Source organism: Polyangiaceae bacterium (assembly GCA_020633205.1).
GTDB lineage: Bacteria > Myxococcota_A > Polyangia > Polyangiales > Polyangiaceae > JAHBVY01.
Genome location: JACKEB010000014.1, coordinates 307,862 through 322,432 on the forward strand (window position 1 = coordinate 307,862; position 14,571 = coordinate 322,432).

A 14,571-nucleotide genomic window follows, 5' to 3' on the forward strand; every position below is an offset into this window, starting at 1 on the left:
CGCAACGTATATCCCCGCAATCACTGCGTCCGGCCGCGCGACTTGCTTAAGTCCTGCTCGTTTGCACCCGTAGGCGCGAGTGAGCCTCGCGGAGCCCGAACACTGGCGCCACGAGGTCGCGCTGCACCTGCGAACGGCTCCCCCTTCGCTAGGCAAAAAGCCTCCGGTGGGGCTAGCATCCGCCAACATGACTGCCCGCCCCTCCAGCCCCGTTGGTGTCCCCGCTCGTTCGACTCGTCCCCGCAGCTTGGGTCAACGGGTGCGAACGGGACTCGCGCTGCCGCTGATTGCGTCGATGGTGCTGACCTCGGTGCCGGTTTTTGCGCAGCCGTCGGCGGATGAAGTCGCTGGGGCTCGGTCCCTCGCCGAACAGGGGTTCAAGGCCTACAAGGCGGAGAAATGGCAGGAGGCGCTCGACCGCTTTGAGCGGGCAGAGTCGCTGGTCCACGCGCCGCCGCACTTGCTCTATGCAGCCCGCGCCAGCGCCAAGCTGGGTGGCTACGTAAAGGCGCGAGAACTCTACAACAAGATCCTCAGGGAGACGCTCGCTGGCAACGCCCCGCCCGCATTCAAGCAGGCACAGAAGGACGCTGCGTCGGAGGTGGCTGAGGTCGAAAAGAAGATTGCCTACCTCACCATCAGCGTCAGCGGGCCAAAGCCTGGCGAAGCCGATGTGAAGATGGACGGCGCCGAAGTGCCCAAGGCGCTGGTTGGCGTCGAGCGCCCCGTGGACCCAGGCGCGCGCAAGGTGACCGTCAGCGCCCCCGGCTTCGTTCCTCAAGAGAAGGAAGTGACCCTCGCCGAGGCGGCCCACGAGTCGATCTCCATCGAGCTCGTCGCGGATCCGAATGCCGTCGTGCCGCCGCCAGGCGGTGGCGAAGGCGGTGAAGGACCCGGAGCGGGCGGGGGTGAGGGGGGCAGTGGGGCGTCTTTGTCGACGCAGGACATGGGCGGCTCCTCGGGTCTTCGGCTCGGCGCCTACATCGGCTTTGGCGTTGGTGTGGTCGGGCTCGCGTTGGGCACGGTGTTCTTGCTTCAGGCCGGCAGCACCCAAGACGACTCGGACAAGCTCTACGATGAGGGGCTTTGTAAGTTCAAAACCGGGTTCGACTCCTCCAAGTGCACGGAGTCCAACACCTTGAACGAAGACGCCGCGTCTCAGCGCACGCTGTCGGGTATCTCGTTCGGCGTGGGTGGCGCGGCGCTCGTGGCGGGCGTCGTGATGTTCATCCTATCCAGCGGCGACTCGAAGTCGGCCCGCAATGAGCCCCACGTCACACCCTGGGTTGGGCTCAACTCGATGGGTATGAGCGGCAGCTTCTGAGACGCGACTCAGACGACTCGCATTTCGCCACTCGTATCCCCGAGGTATCGCTTGGCGTCGAGCGCCCGCTGCCGACTGTTCAGGTAGGCGGGATGGGGATGATGTAGGCGCCCGCGCAACGTTGGCGCGATTTCAGGAGCCCTGTATCATTCTGGAATGATTGCACGCGTCCCGCGCACCGCTTTGCTGCTTTGGTTTTCGATCTGTGTCGCCGCCCTCTTCTCCGCCTGCGGAGACAACGCCTCGGTCTCCGAGGGCAACGGCGGCTCCAACTTTGGCGGCAACGCGGGTGACGCCGGGAGCGGCGGGAACGCCGGCACCGAAAGCGGCGGGACGAGCAATGGCGGTACGCTGAACATCGATGGCGGGGGCTCCGGCGGTACTTCTCAGACGCAGGGCTTCCAGGTCACGCCGACGGATCAACAGGTGATCCAGGTTCCGTTCGGAACCAACGCTCCGACGGTATCCTTCGACGCGACCTTCAACGGTTCGCCCGTTGGCGTTGGCTGGGCGGTGGATCGCGGGGACATCGGCAGCATCACCCTCGGCACCGCGGAGACGGGCGTCTTCACCCCCACTGGCAAGGTGGGCGGCCTGGCCAAGATCACCGCGGGCCTGAACGGCGAGACGCGCGAGCGCGAAGTGCTGGTGCAGCTGACCGGTGAACAGAACGGCGCTGACCCGAACAACCCGGAGCAAGCCGGACAGATCCCCACGGATGTGGGCTCGCTGACTGAAGGCGGCGGCATCGGTGGGGTCGGTGGTGACGGCCTCGGCGGCGCGGTGACTGACACCGGCATCATCGACGCCCTGGGCATGCCCAGCGGCAATGGAAGCGCGGAGGGGCTCAAGTTCCTCTACCCCTACGACAACACGGTGTTTCCGCGGGGCATTCTCGCGCCCATCGTCTCCTGGGACTGGTCGATTGGTGACGCCGATGCGATCCAGCTCGAGCTAGCCACCCAGAGTGGCTCGTTCGCCTGGAAGGGCACCTTCAGCCGTCCCGCAATCCTCGTGCAGACGGGTGGCAAGTTCATCCGCCACCCCATCCCCCAGGACGTGTGGAAGGCGGCCACGAACACCGCCGGCGGCAACACGGATCGCCTGACGCTGAAGCTCACCGTCGCGAGCGGCGGCCAGGCGTATGGTCCCATCGCTCAGACCTGGACCATCGCTCCCGCGCGCCTCTCGGGCATCATCTACTACAACTCGTACGGCACGAACCTGGCTCAAAACCTAACGCAGAACGGTGTGACGTTTGGTGGGGCGACGCTCTCTATCAGGGTAGGAGATTCCGCGCCTAAGCTGGTTGCCGGGGCGACCGGCGGGACGTCCCAATGTCGGGTGTGCCACTCCGTAGCTGCAGACGGGTCGCGCCTGGTCACTCAGCATGGTGACAACAGCGCCATCAGCTCCTCGTATGATCTCACTCCAACGGGTGCGACGGAAACGCCGATGGCGATTGGTGCGGAGTTCCCTGGGATGTATCCGGACGGATCCATGGCTCTTGCGCCGAATGGCAACTTGCTGCCCCTGCCAGCAGCAGGGGCGCCACTGGTAACGACCGGGATTACGGATAGCAACTTGGGCACGCCAGCGTTCTCCCCGGACGGTAAGCTGGTTGTCCTAAACCCAGGCGGGGGTACTGGCCAGCAGCTGGTCGTCATGGACTTCGACCAGTCCACGTTGACGTTCTCCAACCGGCGCGTGGTGGCGGATGACACCGGTGGAGCCATGACTCAGCGGCCTGGATGGGGCGCGTTCCTGCCGGACAACAAGTCCCTCGTTTATCACTGGCAGACCACCGCAACTCCGAATCAAGCTGGGGCGACTGTCGCCGATGGGCAAGGGGCCGATCTCCGCACGCGGCGCGGTGCTCGGGCACAGGTCTGGTGGACGAACTTGGACGGTAACACCAGCGTCACGCACCTCGACAAACTGAACGGAGTCGGCTACCTGCCCTCGCTTCCAACTCCGAACGGATTGGCTTGCGAGGCTGATGGGTACGAAGTCGGCAGTATCGACCGCACCCACAGCGACGACGCGAACTACAACTACGAACCCACGGTGAACCCCATCCCCGGCGGTGGTTACGCCTGGGTGGTGTTCACTAGCCGTCGCATGTATGGCAACGTCGCGACGATTCCGCCGTTCTGTTCCGACCCGCGTTGGGCTGATCTAAAGAACAACATCACCACCAAGAAGCTGTGGGTCGCGGCGGTCGACTTGAGCGCGGCGCCGGGCACCGACGCGAGCCACCCGGCGTTCTACCTGCCAGGACAAGAGCTACTCGCTGGCAACTCCCGCGGCTTCTGGGTGCTCGATCCGTGTCGCGCAGACGGAACGAGCTGCGAGTCCGGCGACCAGTGCTGCAACGGCTTCTGCCAGCCAAACTCTAGTTCCGGTGAGCTCGAGTGCTCCAACAAGCCACCGGGCGGCTCTTGCTCTCAGGTGCAGGAGAAGTGCGAGACAGCAGCAGACTGCTGCGACAAGACCAACGAGTGCATCAACGGCTTCTGCGCTCAAGGTGGTCCGCGCTGAGCTTCTGAAAAAGAGCGCGGCTTGAAGTCGCGCTGAGACCGCAGGGCAACGCTGAGAGGCGTTGCCCTGTCGCTTTTTGTCGCGACCCTTGCCTGAAGCGGAACCGCGGGCAAGAGTGTGCAGCGTCTGATGTCTGCGTTGCTGTTCCACGCCTGCGCCTTGGTTCTCGCGCTGAAGGCTATGTGGAACCTCTCGGTTCCTTGGCTCTTGGCAAGGCGAAGGTCAACGGGGTCGGGCATCTCCTTCGCACCCCTCGTGGATGCGCTTGCGCTCGGAGGAGTCACCATCACAGCTGTCTTCGGTGGAGCTAGCGCCTACGGTCTCCGCGGCGCTTCGGCGTTTCTGCTTGGTGCGGTGCTGGTGGCAGCGTCGTACGCACAACTCATGCTGCTCGCCGCACTCTCCCATCCGCGGCGACGCTGAAACTTGGCGAACGGAGGTTTGCTCAGTGCCGTGGGGTAACACAGGCCGATGGCGAATGACGCCTGACGCACTCGTCTTCTCGCGAGGAGTTATTCAGCACGGGATCGCCGGAAGTAACGCGATATGGAATGGCTTCTGGATTGAAGTGCGTCTCAACGCCGAAGTCGTGCCAGAAGACTGGCTAGATGTGGCCGAATTTCAGAGTGTGCGGGGGCTCTCCTTCGGGCTGGGGAGTCCGTTCCCTAGGTTTTCCGGCCCTGCTTCCCTCAACGGAAGGGTGTTTGAGTTCGATGGTGATGCCTCGGCGAGCGGTGAGGAGGATGAGTACTTCTACCTCTTCGCGGCTCATAATCCGGTACATTGGCAGCGATTTCGGTTTGTTGACGTTCAGGACGAACGACTGGTTTGTGATGTAAAGCTCTACTTCGACTTTGAGTACGCGCTCGGGCTTGGAGGGTTTTGGTGGGAGCAACGCTGCGAGTTGTCGATTGAGGATGCGGGCAATCTTGAAGAGGAGTACCCGGACACCGCGTTTCCTTGCGAGGACTAAAGTCTTCGCGGTTCCGAGTGCGCTTCCTCCCGTACGGTGCTGGGCGGCAGCTGCATCGTTTCTGCAATTCGCGGATTCGATGACCGCGGAGCAGCGCGCCAACGCTCTCACCCTCATCCAGGAGCTCACAGATGCGCCACTGGCGTTCCGGGCTTCGCCGATCCCAACGGAATCTCCGAGAATGACCTCCGTGCGGAGCGAAACATGAATCTGCGCATGTCCCACGACGGGGAGGCAGGGCGAAAGGCCCCGAGTAAGGGCAAGGGCGGAGGTAAGAAGAAGTGAGGCGCTGGACGGCTCTGGTCTTGCTATCGCTCGTAGGAACGACAGGCTATCTGTGCTTGCGGAGAAGCCATAAGGCGCAGGAGGGTAGTTCGGACAGTTCGAGTTCAGAACGGTTCGTAACGCTGGCACCGCGCGTTGACGCGTTCTTGGTTCCCGCCAGGGCAGCAAGTCTAGCGTACTCCGATTGCTGGAGCCCGAGCGCTGCCGACGCGGCAGCGTTCGAGTCCGCGCTTGCGACCATGGGCGCGGATGTATCGGACATGGGGCGCCAGTACGTTGGTGCGCATTGGAAGGGGCACCAGAGCCTTTACGTTACATTCTTCACCGCGTCAGAACGAGATTCGTTCCCATGGGCTTATGAAGTCTATTCTGGTAGCACCAATTCGATTTCAATCCGGACCGCCATCTACGACCTTGAGACCGGTGACCTGCTGCTGCAGTGGCCTGTGCCCGCAGGTGCGAAACGGTACCTCGTCGGTAGCGGACCAGTTAGGCCAGATCGATGATTTGGTTGCTTGAGCTACTTGCCGAGGTTTCGAGAGGTCGCAGCCGAGTGTCGACCACCGCGCTCCAATGCGAGCCCCACGATCTCGGCGCGCGAATTAGTCATGATTCCAGGGGGTTAGCGCTCATGTCTCCCCACCGCTTGAATCCGCGGCGCCTTCCAGTCACCCAAGCCTAACGTGAACTCGAAACTCCCCGGATTGCTGTTCTTGTCCACGGTCGCTGCCTGCGCTGGCGCGCCGCCGCCTAGCGCCAATACACCAGAGACCAGCGCCTCAGCTACCCCGGAGTCTATCCCTGCGGAACCGGTGCAGCCGCCGGCAGGCGACGCTGTTCAAGACAGTGCGCCTCCCCCCCAAGAAGTGGACGAGACGCAGAAGAGCGCGGTGAGCGGACCCAAGGAGCCGCCGCCGCTCAAGGGGAGCCTGACTCCGGTGTCCAATGCGCCCGTTGCGTGTAGCCCGAGCGGCGTGAAGACGAGCCTGGAAGAGCTGGTGAAGAAGTGCCGTGAAGGCGCCAAGGCCGTTTGCGGCAAGCTCACCGTCAAGGCCGCAAAGGACGCGGACGACGTCGCGGTGTCGCTCGACGTGACGACTCAAGACGGCGTTGAAGACTTTGTGAAGTGCGCGACCGACGGCATGAAGAGTGTGCGCTGGGAATGTGCGGAGCCAGGCAAAGACATCCAGCTCGAGCTGGGTGAGTGCCGGCTCTAAGGCGCTGCTAGCCGACGCTCGCCGCGGGACGCTCGTCTTGCGGGAGCAGCTGCCTCAGCCGCCAAGCTTGAGCGAAGATGGTTCGCTCGGCTTCGGTGAGTGCTTTGGTCGCGCGCCCGACGAGGAAACCGCTCGAGAGGATTTGCAGCGCTGAGGTGAAGAACAGCAGCGCCAGAGTCGCTTCCTTGGGGAAATTGACTACCGCGGGTAGGATCTTCAAAGCGCCGTCTTCGAACACGTAGGGATTGGGTACGACCCCGAAGATCATCAGCGCCGTTGGTATCAGTAGCGCGAGGCTCGCTGCCATGATGATGCCGCGCCGGGTGATCGCATTGGCTCGGATGCTGACCATCATCACGGCTGCGTTCACCGCCACGGCTCCCGGCATCAAGAACAGTGGCCCGAAAATAATCGAGAGGCTCGCTACCGCCGCGAAGGTGGTCGGCATGGTCCAGCGCATGTACTTCGGCATCACGTTGCCTGTGAGACCCATCCACGTGGAAATGCTGATCTGCACCGTCAGCGTCGTCGCCATCAGCACCAAGAGGCCCCAGCTCCTGATCCCCATCAGGACCATCAGCGGCGCCATCAGCGCCCAAGCGGCGTAGGCCACGGAGCTCGCGTTGGCGGCCTGTACCCGGTCGCGACGATTCTGCTCGAAGAGCTCGGCTTCGGCTTCTGGCGGTAGTTCGATCTTCGGATCCAGCAGCACCTTCATCAGGGTGTGCATCGCGCCGTCGTGGCTGGGATCCAGCGCGAGCGCGGTGGAGAGCTCGCGCATGCCCCTGGCACGCTCTGCAGCCGCGTCGGGGCCGCCCGCCGTCGCCTTTGCCAGCGCAAGCTGAGCATTGAGCGTGTGGTGCTGCGCCTGCTCCTTGCGGCGTTCCACGTCCCGCTCACCGTCAAGGAAGCGCTCGATGGCGTCGTGCATGGCGCGTGCCGACTCGAAGCGCCGGTGCGCCTCGAGCTGCGTCGCCTTCCTCACGATTTCATCCAGTTCCGGGGGGATACTCAGGTGTGGCGAGCGCTCGCTCGGCGGCTGTTGAAAGCCCGTGACGGTGTTCACGAGCAACGCCTGCGGCGTGGTGCCCTTATGTAGCGGCTCGAGCGCCAACAGCTCGAACAGGATGCAGCCCAAAGCGTAGACATCCGTGCGCTCATCGATGGCGTCGATTTCGCCGCGCGCTTGCTCCGGCGCCATGAAGCCTGGCGTGCCCAAGATGGTGCCGGCTTGGGTGCCCCCGGGTACATCGTGCAGCTCCCCAGCGGGCGTGACGATCTCCGCAGCGCCGCGGATCTTTGCGACGCCCCAGTCCAGCACGTTCACCTCGCCGTAGTCACCGAGCATGATGTTTGACGGCTTGAGATCGCGATGCACCACACCGCGGCTGTGGGCGAAGGCGACGGCCAAGCACACCCGTGACAGCGCCGTGAGCAGCTGACGCCGCGAGTAGCCATCGATCACCGCGCTGTCGCCCTTGCGATAGCCATCGATGATCTCTTCCATCGTCAGGCCCTTGATGCGCTTCATGGTGAAGAAGGGCTCACCCTGGGCGTTGCGCCCCAGGTCATACACCGGGACGACGCTCGGGTGCTCGAGCTGACCTTGTACTCGTGCTTCCCGGAGGAAACGAGAGCGTGCGTCGGAATCGGTGCCGAACCCGCTGTGCATCACCTTGACGGCGACGTCGCGCCCGATGAGCGAGTCGTGGCAGAGCTTGACCTCACCCATGCCACCAGCGCCTAGGGTGCGTCGTGCTTCATAGCGTTCTTGAAACGCGCGCTCGGTGAGGCTCTGGTCGTCGACATTCACGGTCTTGCCGCTGTTACCCGAGTCCCCTTCGGAGGGCTTGTGCGGCTCACGCTCCGACGGCGCGTACTGCGTGGGTTGCCCTGCAACGTCGACACGTTCGGTCGCGCGATGCGCTTCTGGGACACGCTGCGTTCCAGGGTTGCGCCGCAGCGTCTGCATCTCGTCGCTCAGATCGGGATTCGAGTCCCCCCGCTTCGTCATGGGCTGAAGCATAGCTTCCGTCCGCGGGTTTTGGGGGTGAGGACAAACGGGTAACGCCGCGGTCCACCTAGTGGAACCGCGGCGCTCTTGGCTTCGTACCCGTTACTCGAACCTACTTACATATCAGCCAGGGCTGAACATGATGGGGTACACGACGGTGACGATGCCGCTCTCGGGCTTCGGGAAGCTCAGGCTGTAGAAGCCGCGCACCACACAACCCACCGCCGCCGAGTCGGGCAGATCCGAACCACCATTGCTCGCGTTGCTGACCGCGCCGTCCGCGCCGATCACGAAGCGCACCGTGACACGCCCTTCGAGGTTCGGGTTGCTGCGTAGGCCGTTCTCGTAGCACATGCGGAAGCGTCCGTAGTTCTGGCGCACGATGCGCTGGACCACCTCTGCCGGGATGCGCCCGCTGACGTTGCCGACCCCAACGCGCACCTTCGGAGCCTTGGTAGCGTGGGTCCCGCCGGAGATCCCGTGGCTGTTGCCGAAGCCCTGGCAGTCTCCGCCCATGCAGCGCCCCGCGCCGTGACCGATGGTGCCGATGTCTCCGAGGCCGATGCCTTCACCGAAGCCGCCGCCGCCGAGGCCGCCGCCCGTCAGCCCGAGGCCGCCCATGCCGCCGCCTTCACCGATCTTGTCACTCCACATCGAGCCATCGGCGCTGACGTCGTCTCTCCCCAGGGAATCATCGCGGCCGAACCAAGCCGTGGGCGCGTCGGGGTCCCCGGCGGCGCCGCCAGCCAGCAGGCCAACCAGGCCGAAGTTCTCCGCGAACTCCTTGGTGCGGGCGACGTGCACGTCCTCGTTGTCCTTGGGTCCCTTGATGTTGAAGCGACCCTCGGCGGTGCTACCCACCTTGCCCATCTTGCCTTCGTCCTTCTCGGCGCGAGTGCCTTCGCCACCAGACTGATCCGTGGGCGCCTCCTCCTGGGTGTCTTCCTTCACCTTGTCCTGCTCGCGCTCGGCAGAGGCGGTCAGGTAGGCTTGCATCAGCTCCATGCGCTCCTTGTTCAGGCCTTCGTCGTCGACCAGCCCCATGGGTGGCACGAACATCGCAAAGGACCCGACCAGCGCCGCGACGGCGGCCAGGGTCACACCAAAGTACCCAGCGACGCGGCCCGTGTCTTCGCTGGCCAAGCCGCGAGCGATCTTCTTTCCAGCCTTCACCGTTGCCACGCGGAACGTGAGGCCGGCGTGCTCGAACGTCGCGTGGACGTCGCTGGGCAGGGGAATCTCAGTCGCTCCAGCGAGCTCCGCGCTGGGCGTGCCGCTGAGCGACGCCAGCGGGCTGCTCTCGCCGTTCTTGTCCTTGAGGTCGCCCTTGGCGCCCGCAGGCAGGACCAGGAACAAGCTGCCAGCGCGCTCAATCACCACCGGGGCCCGTGAAGCGCCGAGGGTCTCGCTGGGCACCAGGAAGTCGCAGCCGAGGTTCTTGCCTTGCTCGTCGCCGACGTAGAAGCTGCGCGGCGGGGTGAGGTGCGCGACGTGGAGCACGTTGCCGCCCCAAGAGATGCTCACCTCAACGGCGCTCACGTTCTCCTGCTCGACCTCAGAGGCCGGTACGGGAGGCGCGTTGCGAATCATCGCGTACTGGTCGCCCTTCGCGTATCCGCGAGGAGCCGTCGCGAGGAAGGGGTTGTTGGCGGCCGCACGAGCGAAGGGATTGTTGCTGTCTTCGGCGCTGAAGCCGTTGAAGACCGCGTCGACCGTGGCTTCGGGCTCGCGCACGTCGTCCAAGCGCACCTCCCATTCGCCGAGCGCCAGACGGTCACCGACCTTGAGCGCGCACTTGTCGATGCGGGTCCCGTTGACCTGAGTGCCGACCGTGCTTCCGAGGTCGACCAGCTCGAGCTGGCTGCCGGTTGCCTGTAGCACCGCGTGCATGCGGTCGATGCCCTCGAGGCTGATGTGGCTCTTGGGGTCGGAGCCCAGCTTGAGCACGCCTTGCTCGAAGCTCTGCTCGCCGCAGTGTTGGCCGTTACGGTAGATGGAGAAAGTCAGTCGCTTGCAGTTCATGGTCGTGTCCCTTCCCGCCGACTAGCGGCGAGCGTGTGTGGTCATTTCCGCGCGGTCCACGCGCGCCAAAATCCGGGTGGCAGTGTCTGGTTCATGACGCACGCGGAGCCGTGCGGCGCTGCGGTTGCAGAGCCGTGGCCGCGTACGCGACGTGGGTGGTGTTGGGTGTTACCGTGGGGTAACGTTGCTGACTTCCGCCTGCGGCCAACTCAACCAGCGTCGTGCGTCGTCGGGGGGCTTAGAACGCGACCCGGGGCGATGGTTCCGAGCGGGGTCGAAAAAAAGTGTCTCGGCTCCAGATACCGCTCTTGACAAAATCTTTCCGGTTTCACGGTAGCGGACGAAACCTTCGCTTGGTGCCCTGTAGAAGCTTGCGTAGGCTCCCGGACCTACATGCGAGTCTTCAAGCTGACCTGCGCGAGCCTGCTTGTTTTGGGCTATTTTGTGGCTTGTGGCAGCCCGCCGCTGCCCTCCACGACTCCGCTTGGGGGCCACGAAGATCCCGACGCTGGCCCCGATGCGAGTGCGGACGCCGGTTCGGATGCGGACGCGGCGCCGTCAGCGAAGCCGAAAGCCTCTGCGCCACCCGCACCTACACCGGCGCCCAGCGCTCCGCCGCCCCCCAGCGCACCGCCGCCGCCCAGCGCGAGTGCACCTCCAGAGGACGCTGGCGTTCCCGATGCCGCACCAGTCGCCGCGGCGCCGAAGTGCGACGACTCAGGCGGAGACACGAATGCCTGCTCCCGTTTGCCTCCGCCGGATCCAACGATGTCCTGCCCAGCGGCGTTCGTCGCGCCGATGCTCTGCAAGAGCCTGAGCAAAGTGCTCAAGCCCAAGGTCACGGAGGCCCTGGTGGGTTGCCTCAACCAGAAGATCCAGGCGAATCAGTGCAGCCCCGAGGACGCCAAGCCGTGTGCGTTCGAAGCGATCAAGGTCGCTTGCGTGAAGAAGGCTTACAAGAAGACCTGTGAGGGGATCCTCAGTGCCTGCCCGAACCCGAAGGATGAAGACGAGCGGGAGCTCTTCAACCAATCCACGTGCGAGAAGGGCATCGCCAGCTTGCAGGACAAGTATCGCAAGCCGTTCACCGATTGCGCGAAGCGTGAGTGCTCCATTGGCAAGTGCATTGGCGAGGCCTTGGGCGACGACAAGTAGCGTCGTGCTTCAGAAGCACGACACGGTCTGCGCCTTCACCTGATGAACGCCCGCGGATTCCTCGCTCCAGAGCAGGAGGTTTCCTGACGCTCTCGTCGCTCCAACCGCGCCCCAGTACACATCCCACCCCTCTGGAATCGTGTACGCGTCGTGGCCCCACATTCGCACTTCGCCCGTGGGCCAGAAGGCGAAAAACTTGAGCTCTTTCTGCAGAGTTTGCATGACGAGGTCGGTGCGCGACTCACTCGCGTCCATCGCGCGAATGCCCCCGATGTCGTCCGTAGTGGTGATCGTGCGCCGTTCGACGAGCGTGGGAAGCGCTGTCCCAGCGCCAAGTAGCGCATCGAGTTCGACGCCGGTCGTCGGTCCAGCGAAGAACTTGGCGGGGAGCAGTTCGTCTTGCGACTTCACCGTCAGGCCGACACCAAAGAAGCCGTCGGTAGTGGGCACGAAGCGAGTGAGGAACGTCAGCCGGTTCGCTTCGAAGTTGAGTGGCCGTTCCGTCTTTAGCTCGGCGATGGATTGCCCGAAAAAGGCCCGATTGTCGGCCACCAGCACCAGGTGGTTGCCCCCGTGGTAGGCGTACGTCGACACACGGAACTGGTCGTCTGCCGGGCCCGACGCGAACTGCTCGGGGGCGTTGGTGCCTTCCCCAAGGAAGAAGTTTCGTGTGGCCCCTTCGTCGCACTCGTAGACGATATGGAGCTTGTCGTCGAACGACACGCGAGCGCTGCGATAGTTCGAGCAGCTGGCGGGCATTGGCTGCGCCGTTGAGGTGGGTGTGAGCGTGATGTCAGAAGCAACACGAGGGAAGCTCAGCAGCTGCATCTGGTTATTGCGCCGAACGACCATGTCCACGCTGGCGTCGTCGCAGGACAGCCCAACGACTTGGTAGATGCCCGTGGTGTCGTAGACCCACTCGCGCTTTAGCGGTGAGCCATTGTTGCCTGGATCCAATCTCGCAATTTCGATTCCGCGTGGAGATAAAAACGCTGAGAAGGCGCTCGTCTCAGAAGCACCAGTCGTGTCGCAGACGCTGAACGCGAACTCGAGCCGCGAGTCAAATACCTGGTCGGAAGCCAAGACGTCCGGCGTGCTGTTGTTGCAGGTCGCGTAGGGCATTCCACCTTGGCCGCCAGTGCCTCCACCGGTGCCCGCGGAGCCCCCGGAGCCCGCGCTCCCACTCACACCCGCTGTCCCGCCCCCTGTGCCACCCGCCGCGCTCCCTCCAGAGCCTCCGGCAGGTGATCCGGCCGCGTTTCCGCTGCCCGCACTGGAATTCCCCGCGGATCCACCGTTGGGATCGGTATCGAGATTTTCCGTCCGCTCTTTGGCAGTACACGCGGCGACGGCTAGACAGGAAACGAGAATCGAGAGACCAAGTGGCGCTCTAGGCATCGGGGCAGTTTGCAACAGGACCGGGGGGAACTGCCAGTATTGCTGAATTATATCGTCCTTGCTCGAACTTGCGTTACGCTCGCTGCGGCGCAATGGCGTGGGATTGGCATGTGACCGAAGTTCCTTTCAGTCCAGTAGATGATGCGGATTGGCGCCTATTGCACACCTTGCGGCCCACCGACTGGCAGAATCCCACGCCCAACGGCACCTACAACTTGGTGGTGTTGGGCGGCGGTACCGCCGGCTTGGTGTGCGCGGTGGGCGCCGCCGGACTGGGTGCGAAGGTAGCACTGGTCGAGCGGCACCTGCTTGGGGGCGACTGTCTCAATTTCGGCTGCGTTCCCTCCAAGGCGTTGCTTGCTGCGGCCCACGGAGCATTTGCCGCGCGGAATCAGTTTGCGCCGGCTGGCGATGCTTCGGCACAGCCGGACTTTGGGGCTGCCATGGCCTGGGTCCGCGAGCGGCGCGCCAAGATCGCACCACACGACGGTGCAGCGCGTGTTTCTGGAGAGGGCGTCGACGTCTTTCTCGGCGCGGGGCGCTTCACGGCGCCGGACCGCATCTCGGTAGGTGACACCGAACTCAGCTTCAAGAAGGCCGTGATCGCCACGGGTGGCCGCGCCGGCGTGCCGCCCATCGACGGACTGGAGGGGGTTCCTTACCTCACCAACGAGACGGTGTTCTCCCTCACCGAGGCGCCGCGCCACCTCCTGGTGATCGGTGCGGGACCCATCGGCTGTGAGCTATCGCAAGCCATGCGGCGCCTGGGCTGTGAGGTGACGCTGCTGGATCGCGACGCACGCATCTTGCCCAAAGACGACGAGCGCGCAGCGAATATCCTCCTGGAAACGCTTACTCGGGAGGGGGTGAGGGTTACGCTTCACGTCGACATCCTGAGCGCCGCTGTGGCTCCGAACGCGTCGAGCGGCGACGGCGTGCGCCTGACGATTCGTTCACGAGACTCCGGCGAAGAGCGCGCCATCGAAGGTTCGCACCTCCTCATCGCTGCTGGCCGCGTGCCCAACGTCAAAGACATAGGCCTTGAAGTTGCGGGTGTCGCCTTCGACGAGCGCAAAGGCATCACAGTCGACGACCAGCTTTGCACGACGAACTCCAATATCTATGCGGCTGGCGACGTCGCTTCGCCGCTCCAGTTCACCCACATGGCCGACGCCATGGCGCGCAACGTGCTGCGCAATGCGTTCTTCTTCGGTCACGCAAAAACCAGCTCGCTCGTGGTGCCGTGGGCGACGTACACCGATCCCGAGGTCGCTCACGTCGGCGTGACCCATCAGCAAGCGGAAGCTGAAGGTTTGGAGTCCCTCGAGGTCGATTTGAGCAGCCTGGATCGCGCGATCCTCGAAGGGATCGAGCAAGGCTTCGCACGCGCCTACTACGATGGCAAAGGCCACGTGCGTGGCGCGACCATCGTGGCGCCTCGCGCAGGAGATCTGATCGGGGAACTTACCTTGGCGGTGACTCACGGCATGACCCTGGGCCAGCTCGCCAGCGTGATTCACCCGTACCCGTCTCAAGGCGAAATCAGCAAGAAGCTTGGCGACGCGTACATGCGCACCCGACTCACACCGCGCGTGAAAGGGCTGTTCGAGCGCTGGTTCCGCTTCTTGAGACGCTGAGCAAG

At 64.1% G+C, this 14,571-nt stretch carries 10 protein-coding genes; 7 read left to right on the forward strand and 3 right to left on the reverse strand.

The window, feature by feature from the left end; translation table 11 throughout:
- The first annotated feature begins 259 nt into the window (after positions 1–259).
- The 5 genes from H6718_21420 (at position 260) to H6718_21440 (ending at position 6,340) form a co-directional block, all read left to right on the forward strand.
- Positions 260–1,324, forward strand: a complete 1,065-nt coding sequence (locus H6718_21420; GenBank protein MCB9587980.1) for a tetratricopeptide repeat protein — start codon at positions 260–262, stop codon at positions 1,322–1,324.
- Positions 1,325–1,480: 156 nt separating this feature from the next.
- Positions 1,481–3,865, forward strand: coding sequence for a hypothetical protein (locus H6718_21425; protein MCB9587981.1), 2,385 nt, complete (start codon positions 1,481–1,483; stop codon positions 3,863–3,865).
- A gap of 129 nt (positions 3,866–3,994) precedes the next feature.
- Entirely contained in the window at positions 3,995–4,288 is a 294-nt protein-coding gene (locus H6718_21430) for a hypothetical protein (GenBank protein ID MCB9587982.1), read from the forward strand.
- A gap of 55 nt (positions 4,289–4,343) precedes the next feature.
- Complete coding sequence (locus tag H6718_21435; GenBank protein MCB9587983.1) at positions 4,344–4,838, forward strand: hypothetical protein; 495 nt, start codon at positions 4,344–4,346, stop codon at positions 4,836–4,838.
- A gap of 968 nt (positions 4,839–5,806) precedes the next feature.
- Entirely contained in the window at positions 5,807–6,340 is a 534-nt protein-coding gene (locus H6718_21440) for a hypothetical protein (protein ID MCB9587984.1), read from the forward strand.
- A 7-nt stretch (positions 6,341–6,347) separates the two neighbouring features.
- Here the strand turns inward: H6718_21440 and H6718_21445 are convergent, their stop codons facing one another.
- Positions 6,348–8,354, reverse strand: coding sequence for a serine/threonine protein kinase (locus H6718_21445; GenBank protein ID MCB9587985.1), 2,007 nt, complete (start codon positions 8,352–8,354; stop codon positions 6,348–6,350).
- Positions 8,355–8,477: 123 nt separating this feature from the next.
- The gene (locus H6718_21450) at positions 8,478–10,376 is read right to left on the reverse strand and encodes an AgmX/PglI C-terminal domain-containing protein (GenBank protein MCB9587986.1); all 1,899 of its coding nucleotides are present in this window, start codon (positions 10,374–10,376) and stop codon (positions 8,478–8,480) included.
- Between the two features lie 393 nt (positions 10,377–10,769).
- On the opposite strand from H6718_21450, the gene H6718_21455 reads away from it, so the two are divergent.
- Positions 10,770–11,531: a hypothetical protein gene (locus H6718_21455; GenBank protein MCB9587987.1), complete on the forward strand. Its 762-nt coding sequence runs from the start codon at positions 10,770–10,772 to the stop codon at positions 11,529–11,531.
- A 9-nt stretch (positions 11,532–11,540) separates the two neighbouring features.
- On the opposite strand, the gene H6718_21460 is transcribed toward H6718_21455, so the two are convergent.
- A complete protein-coding gene (locus H6718_21460) occupies positions 11,541–12,929 on the reverse strand; it encodes a hypothetical protein (GenBank protein MCB9587988.1) in 1,389 nt (462 codons plus the stop codon).
- Positions 12,930–13,021: 92 nt separating this feature from the next.
- On the opposite strand from H6718_21460, the gene H6718_21465 reads away from it, so the two are divergent.
- Entirely contained in the window at positions 13,022–14,566 is a 1,545-nt protein-coding gene (locus H6718_21465; GenBank protein MCB9587989.1) for a mercuric reductase, read from the forward strand.
- Positions 14,567–14,571: the final 5 nt, after the last annotated feature.